The 14851-nt window shown below is 70.0% G+C and carries 10 protein-coding genes; 2 read left to right on the top strand and 8 right to left on the bottom strand.

Features of this window, described 5'->3' with window-relative positions; translation table 11 throughout:
• Positions 1 to 2: 2 nt before the first annotated feature.
• The 7 genes from alaS to aspS all read right to left on the bottom strand — a co-directional run bounded on the left by alaS (position 3) and on the right by aspS (position 11839).
• Positions 3 to 2675: an alanine--tRNA ligase gene (alaS, locus tag BR07_RS0109495; protein ID WP_027505247.1), complete on the bottom strand. Its 2673-nt coding sequence runs from the start codon at positions 2673 to 2675 to the stop codon at positions 3 to 5.
• A 9-nt stretch (positions 2676 to 2684) separates the two neighbouring features.
• Complete coding sequence (locus BR07_RS0109490; RefSeq protein ID WP_027505246.1) at positions 2685 to 4046, bottom strand: replication-associated recombination protein A; 1362 nt, start codon at positions 4044 to 4046, stop codon at positions 2685 to 2687.
• Between the two features lie 7 nt (positions 4047 to 4053).
• The gene (locus tag BR07_RS0109485) at positions 4054 to 5226 is read right to left on the bottom strand and encodes a kinase (RefSeq protein WP_027505245.1); all 1173 of its coding nucleotides are present in this window, start codon (positions 5224 to 5226) and stop codon (positions 4054 to 4056) included.
• Positions 5227 to 5462: 236 nt separating this feature from the next.
• Positions 5463 to 6365, bottom strand: coding sequence for a transglutaminase family protein (locus BR07_RS0109480; RefSeq protein ID WP_027505244.1), 903 nt, complete (start codon positions 6363 to 6365; stop codon positions 5463 to 5465).
• Positions 6362 to 8989, bottom strand: coding sequence for a circularly permuted type 2 ATP-grasp protein (locus BR07_RS23980; protein ID WP_051613213.1), 2628 nt, complete (start codon positions 8987 to 8989; stop codon positions 6362 to 6364). Before BR07_RS23980 ends, BR07_RS0109480 begins: the two co-directional genes overlap by 4 nt.
• A gap of 56 nt (positions 8990 to 9045) precedes the next feature.
• Positions 9046 to 9969: a DUF389 domain-containing protein gene (locus tag BR07_RS23975; RefSeq protein WP_037185360.1), complete on the bottom strand. Its 924-nt coding sequence runs from the start codon at positions 9967 to 9969 to the stop codon at positions 9046 to 9048.
• Between the two features lie 49 nt (positions 9970 to 10018).
• Entirely contained in the window at positions 10019 to 11839 is a 1821-nt protein-coding gene (gene aspS, locus BR07_RS0109465; RefSeq protein WP_027505243.1) for an aspartate--tRNA ligase, read from the bottom strand.
• A gap of 144 nt (positions 11840 to 11983) precedes the next feature.
• Between aspS and ypfJ the strand changes: the two genes are divergently transcribed.
• Complete coding sequence (ypfJ, locus tag BR07_RS0109460; protein WP_027505242.1) at positions 11984 to 12901, top strand: KPN_02809 family neutral zinc metallopeptidase; 918 nt, start codon at positions 11984 to 11986, stop codon at positions 12899 to 12901.
• Between the two features lie 41 nt (positions 12902 to 12942).
• Positions 12943 to 13722 carry an MBL fold metallo-hydrolase gene (locus tag BR07_RS0109455; RefSeq protein ID WP_222631021.1) on the top strand — a complete coding sequence of 260 codons (780 nt, stop codon included), beginning with the start codon at positions 12943 to 12945 and terminating at the stop codon, positions 13720 to 13722.
• Positions 13723 to 13727: 5 nt separating this feature from the next.
• Here the strand turns inward: BR07_RS0109455 and BR07_RS0109450 are convergent, their stop codons facing one another.
• Entirely contained in the window at positions 13728 to 14765 is a 1038-nt protein-coding gene (locus BR07_RS0109450; protein ID WP_027505240.1) for an Rv2578c family radical SAM protein, read from the bottom strand.
• Positions 14766 to 14851 lie beyond the last annotated feature (86 nt).

The raw sequence follows: 14851 nt of genomic DNA, 5'->3' as shown, positions 1-14851 counted from the left end.
CGTCAGGAGTTCCCGGCGATCTCGGTGACGCGACCGAGCAGAGCCTCGATCGCCGCGGGAACACCCGACGCGTCGGACCCGGCTCCCTGCGCGGTGTCGGCCTTGCCACCGCCGCGGCCGCCGATGCTCGGACCGAAGGCGCCCACCAGTTCACCGGCCTTCACGCCGAGTTCCTGCGCGGCCTTGGTCGTCGACACGACGAACGGCACCTTGCCGTCGACGTCTCCGAACAGCGCCACCACCGCGGGCTGCGTGCCGAACCGGCCGCGAACGTCGCCGACGAGGGTGCGCAGATCCGCGGCACCGACGCCGGCCGGCGCGGGCTCCGCGACGACGAGCAGCGACCCGACCCGGCGCGCCGTGTCGACGTAGGACCCGGCGGACGAGAGCACGGCGGCGGCGCGAGTGGCCTCGAGCTCCTTCTCGGCGACGCGGAGCCGTTCGACGAGGTTCTCGATCCGCGCGGGCACCTCGTCGGTGGGCACCTTGAGCGACGAGGCGACACCGGCGAGCAGCGCCCGCTCCTTGGCGAGGTACTTGTACGAGTCGAGGCCGACGAAGGCCTCGACGCGTCGCACGCCCGACCCGACCGACGACTCCCCGAGGAGCGTCACCGGGCCGATCTGCGACGAGTGCTGGACGTGGGTGCCGCCGCACAGTTCCATCGAGAACGGTCCGCCGATCTCCACGACCCGGACCTCGTCGCCGTAGTTCTCACCGAACAGCGCCATCGCCCCCATGGCCTTGGCGTCGTCGAGATCGGTGACGAAGGTGTTGACCGCGAAGTCGGACGCGACGGCGTCGTTGGTGACGGACTCGATGTCCTCGCGCTGCGACTCCGACAGCGCACCCTGGTACGTGAAGTCGAACCGCAGGTAGCCGGGCTTGTTCAGCGATCCGGCCTGTACCGCGTTCGGGCCCAGGATCTGGCGGAGTGCGGCGTGCACCATGTGCGTGCCGGAGTGTCCCTGGGTGGCGCCGCGGCGCCACTGCTGGTCGACGTGCGCGGTGACGACGTCGCCCTCGGTGAGCTGCCCCTCGTCGACGGTGACCTTGTGCACCCACACGGTCTTCGCGATCTTCTGCACGTCGCCCACGGTGACACTCAGTCCCGGGCCCGTGAGGGTGCCGATGTCCGCGAGCTGTCCGCCGGACTCGGCGTACAGCGGGCTGCGGTCGAGGATGACCTCGACCTTCTCCCCCGCAGCGGCGGTGGGCACCCGCACGCCCCCGGCGATGATCGCGAGAACCGTTGCCTCGCTGTCCAGCTCGTCGAAACCGGTGAACTCGGTGGGACCACGGTCGACGAACTCCTTGTACACCGTCAGGTCGGTGTGCGCGTGCTTGCGCGACTGCGCATCGGCCTTCGCACGGTTACGCTGCTCCGCCATGAGCGTGCGGAATCCGGCCTCGTCGACCTGCAGGCCCGCCTCGGCCGCCATCTCGAGTGTGAGGTCGATGGGAAAGCCGTACGTGTCGTGCAGGACGAAGGCCTCGTCACCGCTGATGCGGGTGCCGCCGGACGCGGTCACGGCCTGAGCAGCGTTGTCGAAAAGGCGCGATCCGGACGTGAGGGTCGCGAGGAACGCCTTCTCCTCGCCGACGGCGACGGACTCGATGCGCGCGAAGTCCTCGACCAGTTCCGGGTACGACTCGGCCATCGTGTCGCGGACGACCGTGACGAACCGCGCCATCGAGGGGTCCTCGGCACCGAGCAGGCGTGCGCTGCGCACGATCCGACGCAGCAGACGCCGCAGCACGTAGCCACGGCCGTCGTTGCCCGGCGTCACGCCGTCGGCGATGAGCATGACCGCGGTGCGGGCGTGATCGGCGATGACGCGGAACCGTACGTCCGCGTCGTGGTTCTCCCCGTACCGACGGCCGGACAGTGCCTCTGCCTCGGTGATGACGGGACGGACCAGATCGGTCTCGTAGACGTTGTCGACGTCCTGCAGCAGGAACGCCACGCGCTCGACACCCATACCGGTGTCGATGTTCTTGCGCGGCAACGGCCCCAGGATCTCGAAGTCGTCCTTCGACGTCCCCTGTCCGCGCTCGTTCTGCATGAACACGAGATTCCAGATCTCGATGTAGCGGTCCTCGTCCGCCTCCGGACCGCCCTCCTTGCCGAACTCGGGTCCGCGGTCGTAGTAGATCTCCGAGCACGGCCCGCAGGGTCCGGGAATGCCCATGGACCAGTAGTTGTCGGCCATGCCTCGGCGCTGGATGCGCTCGTCGGGCAGACCGGCGACGTCCTTCCAGATCTGGATGGCCTCGTCGTCGTCGAGATACGCTGTGGCCCAGATCCTCTCGGGATCGAAGCCGTAGCCACCGTCCTCGACGGACGAGGTGAGCAGTGACCACGCGAAGCCGATGACCTCGCGCTTGAAATAGTCGCCGAACGAGAAGTTGCCGGCCATCTGGAAGAACGTGTTGTGGCGGGTGGTCACGCCCACGTTCTCGATGTCGCCGGTGCGCACACACTTCTGCACACTCACGGCACGCGCGAACGGCGGGGTGCGCTGCCCGAGGAAGTACGGGACGAACTGCACCATGCCGGCATTGATGAACAGCAGATTCGGGTCGTCGAGGACCAGCGAGGCGCTGGGGACGGGGGTGTGTCCCAGCTTCTCGAAATGGTCGAGGAAACGACGGCGAATCTCGTGAGTCTGCACGGAAACACCCTAGCGCGCGAGAGCACGCACGATTCTGCGGAGCTTGCCGACGCGCGTCTCGAGGTCGCGCTCCGCTCCGTGGTTGGTGGGCCGGTAGTAGTCGGTGCCCACCAGCTCGTCCGGCGGGTACTGCTGGGCGAGCACACCGTCGGGGTCGTCGTGCGGAAACTTGTAGCCCACCGCGTTGCCCAGTGAGGCGGCTCCCGTGTAGTGCCCGTCGCGCAGGTGCGGCGGCACGGCGCCTGCCTTCCCCGCCGCGATGTCGGCCATCGCCGCGGACAGCGCGCTGGTGACGGCACCGGACTTCGGTGCGGTGGCGAGGTGGATGGTGGCCTGGGCGAGGGCGAGCCGCGCCTCGGGCATCCCGATCGTCTGCACCGCCTGCGACGCCGCCGTCGCGACCAGCAACGCGGTGGGGTCGGCCATGCCGATGTCCTCGCTGGCGTGCACCACGAGCCTGCGGGCGATGAAGCGTGCGTCCTCACCGGCGGTGATCATCCGGGCGAGGTAGTGCATGGCCGCGTCGACGTCGGAACCGCGGATCGACTTGATGAACGCGCTGATGACGTCGTAGTGCTGGTCACCGTCCCGGTCGTACCGCACCGCGGCTCGGTCGACACTCTTCTCCACGGTCTCGAGATCCACGGTGCCGCCCGCACCCGCAGTGTCGGCGGCCGCCTCGAGCGCTGTCAGACCCCGTCGAGCGTCACCGCCGGCCAGCCGCACGAGGTGTCCGAGCGCCTCGTCGGTCACCGTCACCGACCCGCCGAGACCGCGCTCGTCCGCCAGGGCCCGCGTGAGAACCTCGCGGATGTCGTCGTCGGTGAGCGACCGGAGCTGCAGCACCAGGGACCGTGACAGCAGCGGCGACACGACGGAGAACGACGGGTTCTCCGTCGTCGCGGCGACGAGCAGCACGATCCGGTTCTCGACGGCGGCGAGCAGGGCGTCCTGCTGGGTCTTGGAGAACCGGTGCACCTCGTCGATGAAGAGCACGGTCTGCTCGTTGTTCAGCAGCCGGCGACGCGCCAGGTCGATCACGGCCCGGACGTCCTTGACGCCCGCGGAGAGCGCGGACAGGGCCTCGAACTTGCGGCCGGTGGCACCCGAGATCAGGGACGCGAGCGTGGTCTTGCCGGTGCCGGGTGGGCCGTAGAGCATGACCGACGCTGCCCCGGACCCCTCCACCAGGCGGCGCAGCGGGGCACCCGGGGTGAGGAGGTGGCCCTGGCCCACGACCTCGTCCAACGACCGTGGACGCATCCGCACGGCCAGCGGCGCACCCGGTGTGCTCGCACGCGGGGACGGGACGAACGCGTCCCCGTCGGGAGCAGCGGTGTCGTCGTCGAAGAGGGAGTCGTCGGCGCTCATCGGACGGTCAGGACGCGGCGGCGGGCCACCGCGCCGCGAGTGCCTGCCGGACATCGCCCGCGAAGTCCGCGAGATCGTGGTGCCCGACGAAGCGCGCGTACTCCGAGAGGATGGACCACCGCGTGGTCAGCGCGGCGGCGCGGGGCACCGAGAGGTGGTGCCGACGCAGTGCGGCGTTGCGGGTGTCGTCGTCGGGGAGGAACCAGTGCGTCGTGAGCCAGGCCCACACCAACTGGGCGTCCAGCAACTTGGCGTGCAGCACGTCGTCGTCGGCGAGGTGCGGCCAGATTCCGACCACCTCGGCGCGCCACGCATCGACCATGGCCTCGGCGCGTTCCGGCGTGAGATCGAGACGGCACAGGCAGCCGGGGTAGGACAGGAGCGTGTAGGCCACGTCGAGCGTGGCGTCCCGGAAGCCTCCCCACTCGTAGTCCAGGAATCGCACGCCCTCGTCGTTGACGATGATGTTGTCCGGGCACAGGTCCGACGGACTGAAGGCGCGGTGTCCGCCGGAACCGAAGAGTTTGGCCGCGCGGGCGACGGCGGCGGCGACCGCGGGCGGCACCTCGATGCCGAGATCCGCGGCGAGCATCGCCGGGACGTCCGACTGGGCCACCGCGACCTGATCGGCCAGCCCGTCTCGAGAATCGGCGACGCCGGCGCGACCGAGGAGCGCCCCGAAATCCTCCTCGCGGCCGAACGTGGCGGCGTGCATCCGCCCGAGTGCCTGGGCCAGAGCCATGAGCGAGTTGGTGACGGACGACGGATCGGGGTTCGCGATCAGACTGGTGAACGGCGCGGCGTCCCCCAGGTCACTGAGGACGAGGAGCCGTTCCTTCAGGTCGTACGCGATGAGGGACGGACCGGGACGGGTGTGCGTCGCGAGGGCGGTGGCGAACTGGTACGAGACCGCTTCGCGCAGGAACGCCGTGTGGTCTCCGGCGCCGAGACCCGTGCGGGACACCGACTCCGTGGACGTCTCGCGGACCTGCTTGATCACGAGCGTGCGGGGCAACTGGAACGGGTTCTCGGCCACCCGGACACGGATGACCACGGTGCGCCCGCTGCCGCCGAGATCGACCGGGTCGACCAGGGTCACCGATGCTCCCGTGCGTCTGGTGAGGAGTTCTCGTGCTGCTGCCACTGCTTCGGTGACCGGATCTGCCAACATTGCCGTCATCGATTGTCCGACCCACCTCGTTCGTGAACGGGCAGGTCATTCCTCGTTTCCGTACTCGCGTCGGCCCGTGAGGGCCGCCTGTGATGCTGTGTGCGTACTGCCGGAGCAGGATCGGGTTCCCCGCTCCACAGTCGATGAAACGGGCTCGCTGTGCGGTTTCTCGACCCTATCGCACTCTCCCGACAGCTCGGGGGCGCCGCCGGCACCGCGGTGCCCACGAGAGGCAAGATCCGAGGTCAGACGGCTCGGACGATCGGCGCGACGTCGACCGACACGGCGATGCGGCTCCCCGCCGACTCCGTGTAGATGATGCCGCGCAGCGGAGGGACGTCGTCGTAGTCACGGCCCCACGCCACCGTCACGTAGCGCTCGTCCACCCACTGGTCGTTGGTCGGGTCGAAGGCCAGCCACGAGCCGTCCGGTGACCGCACCGCCGCCCAGGCGTGGGTGGCGTCCACACCCACCATGCGTTCCTTGCCCGGCGGCGGTTGAGTCGCGAGGTAGCCGGAGACGTAGCGCGCGGCGAGGCCGTGCGAGCGCAGGCACGCGACGGCGACCCGCGCGAAGTCCTGACACACACCGGTCCGGGCGGCGAGGACGTCCGCGACGGTCGTCGAGATGGTCGTCGACCCCGACAGGTAGGCGAAGTCGGTGTGGATCCGGTGGTTGAGGTCGAACACCGCCTCCACCAACGCGCGGCCCTCGGTCAGCGAGAGCGCGGCGTACTCGTGCACCTCGTCGGTGATCTCCGGTGGCACGAGATCGAGCACGAAGTCGACGTCCAGGGCCCCGTCGACCCCGGTGGGACGAGCACTCTCCCACGCCGTCGTCGCAGCCCGGGTGGTGAGGCGAGCGGGGTCGGGAGGGTCCACGGCGACCAGGGCGCGCGCGGTCACGCACAACCGGTCGTGATCGGTGGTGACGTGGAAGTAGACGTCCTCGTTCCCGAAGAGGTCGACACCGGTGGACCGGTCGGTCGGCGTCGGCGTCACGGTGACGGAGGCGTCGAGACACCGCTGCTCCGAGGTCGAGCGCGGGAAGAGGTGGCCGCGGCCGTACGACGACGACACGGTGCCCTGATAGACGTACTCGGTGCAGTGGGTGATGGCGTACCACCGCGCACCCTCGTGATCGGTCACGACAACACCCGTCCGCCGCCGCGTCCCCACAACGGCTGCGTGCCGCCGGGCAGCGTCAGGTGCGCCGCGGTGATCGACTCGGAGAGGTCGAGCAGATCGGTGTGCACCGACCGGACGACGTCGTCGAACTCCGATCGGGTCCCGGTGGCGTCGACGTCCTCGAGATCGGACGGGTCGACTCGGCGCAGCGTCGCGACGATGCGCTCGAGCGCCCGATCGGTGCGGGAGGTCCCCGTCGACCCGGGCAGCGACCCAAGGTTCACCGCTGCTCGTTCCACCGAGTGGATGACCGAGCGCGGGTTGCCGCCGTCGAAGAGCACGAGCTCGGCCACGGCGCCCACCTCGGGAGCACCGCGATAGCGGCGCCGGTAGGTGACCGACGAGTCGGCGGCGTTCAGCACCGCCCCGAGCACGGCCTGCTCGACGGCCGGTGGGCGCGCGGTGCCCACGGTCTCGGCGAGCAGGGCGGTGATCTGCAGAGCGCGCTCGATGCGCTTGCCCGTGTCCATGAGGAACCAGCCCGGATCGTGCACCATCGACTCGGCCGACAGACCGGCGACGGCGAGCATCGACCCCACGACACGGCTCTGCGTCGACCAGAGCCCCGCCTCGTCGGACACCGGCGACGCCGCACACTCGGCGAGCGCGGTGTCGAGCCGGTTGAACACCGCCCAGGTGTCCTCGCCCAGCTGATCCCGCACCGCGCGGGCACACGTCTGCAACGCCGCCACGGCGTGCGCCAGCGAACCGGTGCGCCGCGTCCGCACCGTCAGCGACCGGAACTCCGCGAGCAGGTCCGACCGCGTGGTCGCGGCGCGGAACCCCGGCGCCGTCGCGGTCACCGCGGTCACCGCGTCGAGCACCACGGCCAGGGCGACGTCCGTGTCGGACCGCGCCTGCTCCCCGAACGGCGTCTCGCCGCGATGATCGCGGACCATCTGGTTCGCGGCCACCAGCAGGCGGGCCGTCGCCTCGGCACGCTCGCCGTAGCGACCCATCCAGTACAGGTCGTCGAGCACACGCGGCGTGCTCACCGAGTCGATGACACGGGGACGGCGTCCACCCATCGGACGCGGTGCGTCGACGGCGCTCGACACGTCCGGCTGATCCGACCGGCCGCGACGCTCGGCCAGCACCCACACGTCCTTGGCAGCGGTCGTGGCCATGGGCTCCGACGGCGGATCCGTGACCAACACCTGGGCGAGACCGCCCGTCATCGGGGTGTAGCCCCGGCGCCCGGCCACGTCGAACAGTCGGATGCCGACGGGCCTCGGCAGCACGGCGGCGTCGTGCCGGCGATGACCGACCGGCCCGACGGGCGACGTCGCCAGGTCCGGTATCGCCCGCGCCGCCCACCCCGTCGGGTCCGCCCCGATCCGCCGCACCAGCTCGTCCCGCTCGCGCATGGACAGCGCGGGACCGACGACGCTCTCGTGCGAGCCGATCGCGTACACCACGAGCGAACCGATACGAGAGACGATGTGCGACAGGCCGTGTGGATCCCCCGCCCAGAAGGCCGGGACCGAGTCGAGCAGGGGCTCCTCCCCGAGCAGCGCCCGGCCCAGCTCCGGCAGCCGTCCGAACAGCGCCGCGTTCTCGAGGACGCCGCTGCCGATCGTGTTGACCACGGTGACGGCTCCGCGCCGCGCGACCTCGAGCAGTCCCACGACACCGAGGCGTGACTCGGGGCGCAGGTCGAGCGGATCCACGTAGTCGTCGTCGACACGGCGCACCACGACGTCGACGCGGCGCAGGGTGCCGAGCGAGCGCATCCACAGGGCGCCGTCGCGGACGACCAGATCAGCGGACTCGACCAAGGGGAATCCGAGCACCGAGGCGAGATGCGCCTGGTCGAACGCCGTCTCCGACCAGACACCGGGACTGAGCACCACCACGAGCGGGTTCTCGGCGGCGGCAGGCGCCACCTCGACGAGGGCCACGCGCATCGCACCGACGTAGGTGCTCGCGGGACGGGGCGCCACCCGGCCGAAGACAGCCGGTACCGCACGCGCGACGATCGACCGGTCCGCCAGGGCGTAGCCGGCGCCCGACGGTGCCTGAGTGCGGTCGGAGAGGACTCGGAACTCGCCGTCGGTGCATCGGGCGATGTCCGCCGCGTGGAAGAACAGCTGATGTGGGCCGGGGATGGTGATGCCGTGCGCGGCTCGGAGATAGCCGCGATGCCGGAAGACGATCTCCGGCGGCAGCAGACCGCGGCGAATCAGGGTGCGCTCGCCGTACAGATCGGTGAGCACCGCGTCGAGGATGCGCGAGCGTTGCAGCATGCCGGCCTCGAGCCGGTCCCAGTCCGGCGCCGACACCACCGTCGGCACCACGTCGAGCTCCCACCGCGCACCGGACTGCGTCGACGACGGCGATTCGGACGACGCGTCCGCCGTGTCGTTGTAGGTGATGCCGGAGTCGTCCACCAGACGGCCCACGCGCAACTGTGCGGCGGCGAGATCAGCCGGGGTCACGTCCTCGGCGCCGGGGAGGGCCGCCCAGCGCTCTCGTAGCCGCGGACCACCGTCGACGGCGTTCTCCACGAGGTCGTCGTGGCCGTCCGGACGGATCTCGTCGAGGTACGCCGCGAGCACGGGAGATGTGGCCTCACCCTGCTGCACGCAACTCCCCCTCCGCAGACGACCGGCACCGCGCTCGGCGCACGTCCGCGAGAAATCTACCTGTCCGCCTGAGCCCGAGCCGATCGCCGGTGCAGGGAGAGCACGAAGGTCGCCGCGACGACGATGCCGAGGAGGTTGATACCCAGCTGTCCTGCGGACAGAGCGGCGATGCGCCAGCTCCCCACCGTGGCCGCGACGACGGCGAAACCTGCTGCCGGAACGGTGGTCACGGAGATGAAGACCCCGACCAGGGCGGCCGATTTCGCCGACACGAGCGCGAGCATGCCGGCGGCGCCGGCGAGCAGAGCCACGACGAGAGAGAACGGACCCACCTGGTAGATGAAGTCGACCTGCTGCAGGTCGTCCATCGCCTCCGGTCGGATCCATCCGAGGGCCTCGGCCCCGAACGCCCCCAGCGCCGTGATGACCATCGCGGTCGGGAAACCCACGAGCAGCGCCAGCAACGATCGACGGATCAGTGATCGCTGACGACGCACCAGGCCGACCGACAGCGCTGCCAGCGGACCGAACTCGGGTCCCACCACCATCGCACCGACGATGGTGACCGGCGAGTCGGTCACGACGCCGATGGCCGCCAGCAGCAACGCGATGGTCAGGAAGGCGACGAACGTCAGGGTGAGGGACGATTCCTCCCGCGTACGTCCGACCAGTTCGTCCCAGACGATCGAGTCGTCCGGGTCACCGGGCGCGTCCTGTTCCGCGGTGCGCGCCGCGTCCGACAGCACCGTCTCCACGGGTTGCATGGTGATGGCTCCGTCGTGGGTCAGGCGCAGCGAACGCAGACCGTCGAGAACCTGATTCGCGCACTCCCGCACGACGACGGCGTCCACGACGTCGCCCTCCGGGCGCACGGCGGCACCGCGCAGAACGACGACGTGAGCGACGCCGGGAGTCTCGTCGAGCACCCGCAGCACCTCTTCGGTCCGGTCCGCCGGACTGACCACCCTGAGGTTCTGCATGCACTCTCCGTCCGCGCGTCGTCGACGCGTGACCGGCGACCCCTCGACCCTAGGTCGTGGGGCCCTCCGACGCGGGCTTCTCGCCCGATGCGCCACCCGGCGTCTGACGAGGAACCGGCTTCGCGTCGATACCCGACTCCTTGCGCTGCGCCGGGGTGATCGGAGCCGGCGCGTCGGTCAGCGGATCGACGCCGCCGCCCGACTTCGGGAATGCGATGACCTCACGGATGGAGTCCACCCCGGCCAGCAGGGCCGTGATGCGGTCCCAACCGAAGGCGATACCACCGTGGGGCGGCGCACCGAAGGCGAAGGCGTCGAGGAGGAAGCCGAACTTCTCCTGCGCCTGCTCCGCGTCGATGCCCATGATCGCGAAGACGCGCTCCTGGATGTCCTTGCGATGGATACGGATCGAGCCGCCGCCGATCTCGTTGCCGTTGCAGACGATGTCGTACGCGTAGGCCAGGGCGTTGCCGGGGTCGGTGTCGAAGGTGTCCATCGACTCGGGCTTCGGCGAGGTGAAGGCGTGGTGCACGGCGGTCCACGAGCCGGAACCCACGGCGACGTCGCCGCTGGCGGTGGCATCGGACGTCGGCTCGAACAGCGGCGCGTCGACGATCCAGACGAAGGCCCACTCGTTCTCGTCGATGAGGCCCTGCTTGCGGGCGATCTCACCGCGGGCGGCACCGAGCAGTGCGCGCTGCGCCTTGGCGGGGCCGGCCGCGAAGAAGACGCAGTCACCGGGCTTCGCGCCGACGTGGGCGGCGAGTCCGTCGCGCTCGGCGTCCGACAGGTTCTTGGCGACGGGACCACCGAGGGTGCCGTCCTCCTGGACCAGGACGTACGCGAGGCCCTTGGCGCCGCGCTGCTTCGCCCAGTCCTGCCACGCGTCGAGCTGACGACGCGGCTGCGACGCACCGCCGGGCATGACGACGGCGCCGACGTACGGCGCCTGGAAGACGCGGAACGGCGTCCCGGCGAAGTACTCGGTGCACTCCACGAGCTCGACTCCGAAGCGGAGATCGGGCTTGTCGGAACCGAAGCGGCGCATCGCGTCCGCGTAGGTCATGCGCGGGATGGGTGTGGTGATCTCGTGGCCGATCAGGTTCCACAGCGAGGTGAGGATCTCCTCGGCGAGGACGATGACGTCGTCCTGCGTGACGAAGCTCATCTCGACGTCGAGCTGGGTGAACTCCGGCTGCCGGTCGGCGCGGAAGTCCTCGTCCCGGTAGCAGCGGGCGATCTGGTAGTACCGCTCGATGCCGCCGACCATGAGCAACTGCTTGAACAGCTGCGGGCTCTGCGGGAGTGCGTAGAAGCTTCCCGGCTGGAGTCGCGCGGGAACCAGGAAGTCGCGGGCACCCTCGGGGGTCGAGCGTGTCAGCGTGGGCGTCTCCACCTCGACGAATTCGTGGTGGGCCAGGACGGACCGTGCCGCCGCGTTGACCTTCGAGCGCAGTCGGATCGCATGACCGGGTCCGGCGCGACGCAGGTCCAGGTAGCGGTACTTGAGCCGCGCTTCCTCGCCCGGAGTCTCGTCCAGCTGGAACGGCAGCGGCGCGCTCTCGCCCAATACCTCCAGCTCGGTCACGTTCACCTCGACGGCGCCCGTCTGGATCTCGTGGTTCTGGTTGCCCTCGGGGCGGAGCTCGACGATGCCGGTGATCTTGACGCAGAACTCCGACCGCAGGCGGTGCGACTGCTCGGCCGCCGGACCGTCGCGGAACACGGCCTGGACCACTCCGGAGGCGTCACGCAGGTCGATGAAGATGACTCCGCCGTGATCGCGCCGTCGAGCGACCCAACCGGTCAGGGTGACGTGTCGGTCCGCGTGCTCGGCTCGAAGCGAACCGGCGAGGTGCGTGCGCAGCACAGGAGTCCTTCCAGAAGTAGACGAATACAGCTGGTGATCCTACGGACCATTCGAGCCCACCCCGACGCCGGGAGAAACAGCGCTGTGTCGGTGGTGGCCACGTGCGAAGCTGTGAGCCGCACACGCCGACGAAAGTGGTGACTCATGACGTTCGACCCCGACGCCAGGATCGACTCCTCCCGGGTTCGACGGTCCTCCGGTGGCCGCGGCAAGGGCATCGCCGTCGGCGGCGGTCTCGGCGGCATCGTCATCGTGGTGATCACCCTGCTGCTCGGCGGCGACCCGTCGTCGGTGATCGGGCAGCTCGGCGGCGGTGAGGCCACGTCGCAGGACTCGGGCAGCGGCGCCATCGAGAACTGCGACACCGGGGCCGACGCCAACGCGAATGTCGACTGCCGGGTCACGGCCACCGTGAACAGTCTCGATCAGGTGTGGGACGCCGAGCTGGCGGCGCAGACGGGCGTGCCGTACGAGCGCCCCGAGGTCGACATCTTCTCCGGTCAGGTCTCCACCGGGTGCGGCGCCGCGACGTCCGACGTCGGGCCGTTCTACTGCCCCGCCGACTCCACCGCGTACTTCGACACCGGTTTCTTCCAGGTGCTCGTCGACCAGTTCGGTTCCAGCGGCGGCCCGCTCGCGCAGGAGTACGTCGTGGCCCACGAGTTCGGCCATCACATCCAGAACCAGCTGGGCGACATCGGCCGGGCGCAGGCCGACCCGAACGGACCCGAGTCCGGCGCCGTGCGCACCGAGCTCCAGGCCGACTGCTACGCCGGCGTGTGGGCGAACAAGGCCGACGACGTTCCCGCACCCGGCAGTTCCGAGCCGCTGCTCGATCCGCTCACCGACCAGGACGTGTCCGACGCGTTGTCGGCCGCGTCGTCCGTCGGCGACGACCGGATCCAGCAGGCCTCGACGGGCCGCGTGAACCCGGAGGGCTGGACCCACGGCTCGTCCGACCAGCGACAGGCGTGGTTCGACGCCGGCTACCGCACGGGAGCTGTCGCCGCCTGCAACACCTACGACGCGTCGGATCTGAACGACCCGTCGTCCGTCCGCTGATGTCGTCCCGCACGGAGCTGCCGGTCTGTGAGACGTGTGGCGTGCAGTTCGACCGAGTCGATCCGGACGAGTGCCCGATCTGCACCGACGAGCGCCAGTACGTCGGACGCGGCGGCCAGCGGTGGACCACCGTCGCCGAGGTGTCGGCGTCGCACCGGACCGTGGTGCGCGAGGAGTACCCGGGCCTGTGGGGCATCGGCACCGAGCCGACCTTCGCGATCGGCCAACGCGCGCTGCTGGTCCCCGGCGACGGCGGAAACCTGCTGTGGGACAGCATCACCACGATCGACGACGCCGCGATCGCCCGTGTCACCGAACTGGGCGGCGTGTCGGCCGTCGCTCTGTCCCACCCGCACTACTACAGCGCGATGGTCGAGTGGAGCGAGGCCTTCGGCGACGTACCGATCTACGTGCACGAGTCCGACCGTGCGTGGCTGCCCCGCGCCGGCAACATCCGCACGTGGTCGGGCGACTCCCTGGAGATACTGCCGGGGCGGACGCTGATCAACACCCGGGTGCACTTCGCCGGCGGCTCGGTGCTGCATTGGCCGGGCACCGACGGCCGCGGCGCGCTCTGCACCGGGGACATCGTCCAGGTGGTGTCCGATCGCCGATGGGTCTCGTTCATGTACAGCTACCCCAACCTGATCCCCGAACATCCCGACACGATCCGCCGGACGGTCGCCCTCCTCGAGAACGTGGCCTTCGAGCGCATCGTCGGGGCGTGGTGGGACCGGGTCGTCGAGGAGGACGCTCACGGCGCGGTGGTCCGCTCGGCGCGGCGCTACCTCGAGCACATCGGCGTGACCCCCGGCTTCTGACCGACTCAGAACAGGGTCATCGCTGGTTCCGGAGCGGGTTCCGCGGGAGCTGCCCTGGCCACACGCCGCGCACCGGCCGGATCGAGCCCCGTCAGAGAGTGCTTCTCCCGCAACGGTTCCACCTTGTCGCGAAGCCACTGCTTGTATTCCGGGCTGACGTACGCTCCGCGTCCGTAGAGCACCCGATAGCGGCGCACGAGAGCCGGATGATGCTCGGCGAGCCAGCTCATGAACCACTCCTTGGTGCTGGACCGCAGATGCATCGGCAGCGCGGTCACACCGGTCGCGCCCGCGTCTTCCAGGGCCGCCATCAGGGCGCCGAGGTGTTTGGGACTGTCGGTCAGGAACGGGATGACGGGCGCGATGAGCACGTGGCACGACAGACCCGCGTCCGTGATGGCCCGGATCATGTCGAGGCGAGCGCGCGGTGACGGCGCCCCCGGCTCGAGAGACTTCTGCAGATCCTCGTCGTGAAAGGCGAGACTGACACTCACCTGCACGTTCACCTGCTGAGCGGCGAGGGTGAGCAGCGGCAGATCCCGTCGCAGCAACGTGCCCTTGGTCAGAATCGAGAACGAGGTACCGGACTCGGTGAGCGCCCGGATGATGCCCGGCATGAGCTCGTAGCGACCCTCCGCGCGCTGGTACGGGTCGGTGTTGGTGCCCAGGGCGACCGGGTCACGTTTCCACGAGGCGCGGGCGAGTTCCTTGCGCAGCACCGAGACGATGTTGGTCTTGACCACGATCTGCGAGTCGAAGTCGCGGCCCGCATCGAGGTCGAGGTACTCGTGGGTCGGCCGGGCGAAGCAGTAGCGGCACGCGTGCGAGCACCCGCGCGCGGGGTTGATGGTCCAGCGGAACGGCAGCGCCGATTCCTCGGGCACCCGGTTGAGGGCGCTCTTGCAGAGCACCTCGTGGAAGGTGACGCCCTCGAACTCGGGCGTGCGGACGGTGCGGACCAGACCGGCACGCACCAGCCCGGTGCGCTCGAGGCCGGGAAGCGCCCCGTCGGGAGCGTCGAGTGTCTGACCGTCCCACCGCATGACCCCTCCTGTTCTCCGGCGACCCCGGCACACCGATGCCTCGAACACACGATCGATCGACGAATCGCAGACAGTCGAACATACGT

Origin of the sequence: Rhodococcus sp. UNC23MFCrub1.1 (assembly GCF_000686025.1) — a bacterium.
In the GTDB taxonomy this organism is placed as follows: Bacteria; Actinomycetota; Actinomycetes; order Mycobacteriales; family Mycobacteriaceae; genus Rhodococcoides.
The sequence above is the reverse complement of the archived record's forward strand: the minus strand, read 5'-3'. Positions and strand labels throughout refer to the sequence as shown.